Here is a 6,543-nt window from a genome sequence, read left to right on the forward strand (position 1 = left end):
TGGCACGATATTTTCTTAAACAACCTCGACTATGAAAATTAAACAACTTATTTTCCTTGCATTGTTTCTCGTTGGAGGCGTACTCTCTTCTGAAGCACAACGTGGGGTTCGTATTGGCTACATAGATATGGAGTATATTTTGGAGAATGTTCCAGAATATCAAGAAGCCTCTACGCAACTTGATGGAAAAGTACAGCGCTGGAAACGCGATATAGAAAAGAAAAATAATGAAATCGAACAAATGCGTCAAAATCTTAGTAAGGAACGCGTTTTGTTGACCAATGAGCTTATCGAAGAACGTGAGGAAGAAATAAGTATTCTTGAAGATGAATTAATGCAATACCAACAAGATCGGTTTGGTCCTAACGGCGATTTGATGATTCAACGTAGACAGTTGGTTCAGCCGATTCAAGATCAAGTATTTAATATTGTACAGGAGATTGCTGAAAATAAAAAATATGATTTTATTTTCGATAAATCTTCTGAAGTAACCATGCTATTTGCGGCAGAGCGGCATGATATTAGCGATATAGTGTTGCGAAGCATCAACCGCGCAGCCAAACGTGAAGAAGCACTTAACAAGCGAGAACAACGCCAAATCGAACAACGCGAAGAGCTCTCCATGGAGGAAGAGGAAGCCGTAACCGAACGCGAGCAGGCAATACAGGACAAAAAGGACGAACGCGAGCAATTGATGGAAGAACGACGGAGACAACGAGATTCCATTCGCGCCGCCCGTCAAGCTGAATTTGAAGCGCGCAGACAACGCTTGTTAGAAGAGCGTGAAAGAAGACGCGATTCTATCAAAGCCGCTCGTCAAAATAGAAATGAACAAGGCACCGAAGAAAACGAAGGTGAAGGCGAAGAAAGCGGAGGAAAATAATCAACGAAAACTTTTACATATAACACTTAATTTTTTAAAAACCACTTACAAATGAAAAAGTTGAAATTAGCCATATTGGCGATTGGGATGTTTGCAGCAACCACTGGTTTTGTAAATGCTCAAGAATCTGATATTGCACATATCGATACCCAGAAATTGGTTGAGGCAATGCCGGAAATGAAAGCAGCTCAAAGCGAGCTCGAGAAAATTCAGAAGACCTACGACACCGAGATCAAAACGATGATGAAGGAGTTGGAAACCAAAATGCGTCAGTACGATGGCGAGGCTTCTACAAAAACCGATGAAGAAAACGCAAAACGAGTTGAAGAGGTTCAAGGCATGCAAAATAATATTCAAGCCTATCGTCAACAGGCCATGCAGGATCTTCAGAAAAAGGAAGTAGACATTCTAAAACCTATTCTTGAAAAAGCACGTAATGCTATTCAAAAAGTAGCTCGTGCACAAGGGTATGAATACGTGATGGATTCCACTACAGGTAGCGGTGTTATCCTTGCCGACGGAAAAGACCTAATGGCAGACGTAAAAACGGAATTGGGTATTTAATCCATTCCCAAATAAAGTAATTCAAAAACTGTCCTATCACCTAGGGCAGTTTTTTTATTTTTATACTTTATGAATACTACCAATCCTATCGGCCTTTTTGATTCTGGTGTAGGCGGCACCTCCATTTGGAAGGAAATCAATGCTTTGCTGCCAAATGAGAATACGCTATATCTAGCCGATAGTAAAAATGCACCTTACGGATCTAAATCAGCAGAAGAAATAATCAAGCTAAGTCGTAAGAATACTGAAAAATTGCTGGAAGAAAACTGTAAAATCATAGTGGTTGCCTGCAACACTGCCACAACGAATGCTATTGAAATCCTGCGGCAACAATACTCGGTTCCATTTATTGGGATTGAACCCGCTATTAAGCCAGCCGCCCTTCTCACAGAAACTAAAAGCATTGGCATTTTGGCCACTAAGGGAACACTAAGCAGTGCATTATTTCATAAGACAGCAGAAACCTTCACCAAGGATATTTCAATCGTTGAAATTGTGGGCGAAGGATTGGTCCCCCTTATTGAAAAAGGAAAATGGGAATCACATGAAACCAAGGTATTATTGCAACAATATCTAACGCCAATGTTAGATGCGAATATCGATCATTTGGTATTGGGTTGCAGTCACTATCCCTATCTTATCCCTACTTTGAAAAAATTATTGCCCAGTCACATCAAAATAATCGATTCTGGCGAAGCAGTTGCCCGACAAACCAAAACCGTACTGAAAGCACATGGGCTGTTAAACAATACCACACAAAATCCAAGGCTTCAATTTTTCACAAATGGAAATATAACTGTAATGGAAAAGTTACTTCCTTCCCTTAAAGCCATCGAAATTTCTGAAATGGACTTTTAATCAAAAAAGGCGAGAAACTCTTTTTTCCGGGATGGACTTACCATCACTTCCTTTCCGTTGGAGAGAACGACACTGCCCCCTTTCCCCTTTCGATATTCTACCACGGCATTTACGTTCACCAAATACGATTTATGCACTCGGGAAAATCCGAATTCAGTAAGCATATCTTCAAAATATTTTAAGGTTTTGCTCACTAATTTTTTCCCTTTTGAAAGATAAATCTGTGTATAGTTGTCATCTGCCTGACAGTAGATAATATCGGCTACTTCTAACACTTCAAAGCCGTTCTGCACCGGGATGGTAATCTTGCCCGACACCGAAGTGCTTTTAGGCTGTAGTACTTGCTGCTGTAGCTGTTGCTCTTTCTTCTTCACATAGGTTACATAATCTACTGCTTCAATGAGCTTGTCGATCGAAATAGGCTTCAATAAATAGAAGGAGGCATGTGCGTTCAGGGCATCGATAGCATAATGGTCGTAAGCGGTTACGAAAACCGTCTCGAACGTTCTTTCACCTACCTTGTCCAAAAGATCGAAGGCGTTACCATATGGCATTTCTACATCCAAAAATAAAATATCGGGTTGCTCCTTCTTGATTAACACTAAGGCTTCATCGATAGTTCCCGCTTCTGCTTTCACATGTACTGTCGGACAGTATTTTTGTATATAATTTCGAAGAATATCCCGACTGGTTTCTTCATCTTCTACAAGTAATGCTTTCAATTCCATTCGTATAAAATTAATGTAGGCCTATTTTTTTCGTATAAGGACTGTGACAAGAGTTCCGGTTTCTTCTTCACTATCTGGGTCAAGATCGGAGACTGTTACATCCATCCGATCGCTATACATTTCATTTAGAATACTTATTCTTTTTGAAATATTACCCATTCCTTTAGAACGCTGTTTTTTCTGATGTTCTGTCTTTAATGCCTTCGATTGCTTTCTACCAATACCGTTATCCTCAATTGTAATTTTTACAGTGTTTTTCGACTGAAGTTGAAAGGAAATACACAACGCCCCCTTCTCTTTTTTATATCGCAAACCATGCCACACCGCATTTTCAACATAGGGTTGAAGTAGCATTGGAGGAATCATAAATTCGCCTTGAGAGATGGCATCATCGATTTCAATAGTGTAGTCGAATTTATTTTTAAATCGAAAATGTTCAAGCTTCACATATAATTGAAGTAATTCTACCTCTTTCACCAAGGGGATGAAATCCTCATCGCTATTCTCCAGGACATTTCGCATTAATTGTGAAAACTCACTCAGATATTGATTAGCGGCACGTTCGTCGTTGCTTGCAATAAAACCATTTACTGAATTTAGTGCGTTGAAAATAAAATGGGGATTCATTTGGCTTCGTAGCGATTTCAAGGCTAATTGATTATTGGCTAACTTTTGTTTTCGAATACTTCTATATTGGGTATATGCTGCATACAAAAGCAATAACGCAACTAAAACTAGCGAACCAATAATCCATTGCTGAACACGATTGTTTTTTTGAATCAATGCCTGATTCTCGGTGGCCAATCGATAACGACTTTCATTGAGTTCACGTTCATTTTCCAGACTAGCGATACGGTTCTGCTTGAGCGCAATCTCCTTGTTGAAGCGGGCGGCTTGAGATAGCTCTTGCTCCTTCTGTATATATAGTTCATCTACTAAATCGACGTAACGAGCATAGCTTTCGGAAGCCTTATCGTAATTACCGATATCGCGATAAATTTCCGATAGTTTTCGGGTAGCATCTTTTTCAACTACAAGATCTTCATCTTTACTCGCTTCCGAAATACTTTTTTCCAAATAGGGAATAGCCTTTGCGTATTCATTTTTCAGTATAAAGGCATTCGCAATTTTATAATTCTGTCTTTGTGACGTTAAATCTTCATCTCGTGGCTCTTCAGGAGATGGCGTTCGCTCTAAATCCTCTATGTCTTCCAAAGCTTCTTCCCGTAGTCGGATTTCCTCATCAAAGTTTCGGTTCGCATTATAGAAATCTGCTGCCTTGTTTTTCGTCTCGGCGGCTATATTGGGGGTTTCCTGTTCAGCTTGCTCGAGGGAACTCCCAAAATAGCTTGTGGCCCTCGAAACATCTCCGCTCTTAGCTGAAGCTTCCCCTAACTTCACGGTCAAACCATTAACTCTTGGACTAAGGTTCTGTTCTTTCGCAGTAGACAGTGCTTTTTGGTAATACGAAATACTATTGTCGTATTCGTTTATTGCCAAGTATGTATCACCCAATCCTTCAAATACATCAATCTTTTGTATGGGTTGAAGGGTGCGTTTCACCAACTGTTGAAGCTGGTCGATACTTTCCTGAAAATTCTTATTGTTCCGGAATGCTGAAGCTAGCTTAATCTGAACAGAAATTTTGTTCTGCGCACTTAGACTTCTTTTGTAATTGTCTATGGCAAGATCATATAAATCCCAATACGCATTAATATCGCCTAATAACTCAAAACCCTCACTATTCTGTGAAGCATTGGGCACATTGGGCTGAAGTGACTCGAAGCCACGTGTAACATATTCTATACTATTTCTCGCATCCTTTTTAAGGGAGGTCCGAGCAGAATCAAGATACCGCTTAAAATCGCTTGCCGTGGTTTTTTTTTGAGCGTTCGAATACCGTTCGCTTACCTTTTGCTCTTTCTCAACATGAATTTCAATAAAATCCTGATTAGATACAGTATGATATACTGTTTGAAAATCGTCGCTGCGCACAATTAACTGATCGCCAATTGCAGCGCTTATCTCAAATCTTCCGTCTACATTAGTCGTTGTGTAACCCCTTCCCGTAATTTCAATATTTACTCGTGGTATAGGAGTGTTAGCTTTCGCTTCCTTTACTTCTCCTTTCAATTGAAATAGCTTTGTAGAAGAGCGTGTTTGCTGCGCAACAGCGATACACCCATAGCTGCACAGAAAAATTATTACTAATAAGCGAATGCTACCAATCATAATAAGCAAAAAGTAAACATACGCACTTTATATGATAGATAAAAGCATCTATCAGCCACAAGTACTTCTCGAATGGTTGAATTGAAAGGGTTAACGAATTGAAAGAAGGTTCTCCCTAACTGAAAATAGGCCTACGCTCATTTCCCTTATGACATAAAAAAAGCCTTTCAAGTATGAAAGGCTTATGTTTTTAGTTAATAGCAGGGCAATTACAATCGTATGGTTCTGGTCTACCACCTAGGAAATCGTATCCAATCGTTATTTGATGAAATCCTCCACTATCAAACCGAACATTTCCAATTTGATAAGAATAGGTATAAGCGAAAAGGAAGTTCTTATAATTAACACCCACCACTGGAGTAATATATTGCAACCGTTGATCGCTGATCTCTTGTCCATCAATAAATTCCGCACCATCCAAGCTTGTGCGGTAAGACAAGGCACCCCATAGCTCACCAAAATCCATCTCACGGAACGCCTTGAAGTTTACATCAATGGCCTTCTCGCCACTTCTTTCTTGCCATTGGAAAAGAAATGAAGGCTCAAAACTCCAAGTGGAACCATAACTCCCGATAGCATACGCACCACCTAACAGATAACGTCTTTGGTTATTAGGTTCAAATTCCTCCGTGTAAAGATCTCTATTTCTAAAGATTATATTTTTAACGGTGAAATGTCCGGAAAAATCTAAAAAGTTATAGGAAAAACCTGCATCTACATTAAAGTAAGATGTACTCTGAATAATTCCAGCAATTACGGGATCGAAATCCTCTAGATCAAAATTGGTTTCATCCAACTTAGATTGCGTGAATCCAGCGCTTAATCCAAATGATAACTGATTTAAGTCTGCCTCCGATCGCGAAAACATAATATGATGTGCATAGGTAAGGTACCCACCCGTTTGGGAATGATATCCATTCTGATCATTATAAATAATAGCACCTACTCCTGACTGTCTTCCAAGCCGAGCATTAAAGCTCAGTGTTTGAAGGTTGGGAGCTTCATTCTGATCAAACCACTGCTGGCGCGCTGTTAAACGCACTTGATTATTAGTTGCCGCACCAGCCATTGAGGGGTGTAATAAATATAAGTTATCAGATAAATAATCTGAATAAATTGGAATACCATCTTGTGAAAAAGCAAATTGAGTTGCTAACAAAAGTAGGATGAGGTAGATGTTTTTAATTTTCATGTCTATATGTTATCGCTTTAAGGTAAAATGTCCCCTGAACTCCCTGGCGTCGCCGTCCTCGGTGTACTCGACCCTGAACCAGTAGT

At 39.6% G+C, this 6,543-nt stretch carries 6 protein-coding genes; 3 read left to right on the top strand and 3 right to left on the bottom strand.

Going from position 1 to position 6,543, the window contains the following annotated elements:
- Positions 1-31: 31 nt before the first annotated feature.
- The 3 genes from I4Q58_RS12495 to murI all read left to right on the top strand — a co-directional run bounded on the left by I4Q58_RS12495 (position 32) and on the right by murI (position 2,305).
- The gene (locus I4Q58_RS12495; protein WP_203296221.1) at positions 32-883 is read left to right on the top strand and encodes an OmpH family outer membrane protein; all 852 of its coding nucleotides are present in this window, start codon (positions 32-34) and stop codon (positions 881-883) included.
- Between the two features lie 51 nt (positions 884-934).
- A complete protein-coding gene (locus I4Q58_RS12500) occupies positions 935-1,447 on the top strand; it encodes an OmpH family outer membrane protein (protein WP_203296222.1) in 513 nt (170 codons plus the stop codon).
- A 69-nt stretch (positions 1,448-1,516) separates the two neighbouring features.
- Positions 1,517-2,305 (top strand): glutamate racemase, encoded by a 789-nt coding sequence (gene murI / locus I4Q58_RS12505; protein ID WP_203296223.1) that lies wholly within the window; start codon positions 1,517-1,519, stop codon positions 2,303-2,305.
- On the opposite strand, the gene I4Q58_RS12510 is transcribed toward murI, so the two are convergent.
- From I4Q58_RS12510 to I4Q58_RS12520, 3 genes are all read right to left on the bottom strand, one after another.
- Positions 2,302-3,033, bottom strand: a complete 732-nt coding sequence (locus tag I4Q58_RS12510) for a LytR/AlgR family response regulator transcription factor (protein WP_203296224.1) — start codon at positions 3,031-3,033, stop codon at positions 2,302-2,304. The genes murI and I4Q58_RS12510 overlap by 4 nt on opposite strands.
- A 21-nt stretch (positions 3,034-3,054) precedes the next feature.
- Positions 3,055-5,166 (bottom strand): histidine kinase, encoded by a 2,112-nt coding sequence (locus I4Q58_RS12515; protein ID WP_236002912.1) that lies wholly within the window; start codon positions 5,164-5,166, stop codon positions 3,055-3,057.
- A 289-nt stretch (positions 5,167-5,455) separates the two neighbouring features.
- On the bottom strand, positions 5,456-6,457 hold the full coding sequence (locus I4Q58_RS12520; protein ID WP_203296226.1) for a PorP/SprF family type IX secretion system membrane protein: 1,002 nt from the start codon (positions 6,455-6,457) through the stop codon (positions 5,456-5,458).
- Positions 6,458-6,543: the final 86 nt, after the last annotated feature.

Origin of the sequence: Luteirhabdus pelagi, assembly GCF_016827595.1 — a bacterium.
Taxonomy (GTDB): Bacteria; Bacteroidota; Bacteroidia; order Flavobacteriales; family Flavobacteriaceae; genus Luteirhabdus; species Luteirhabdus pelagi.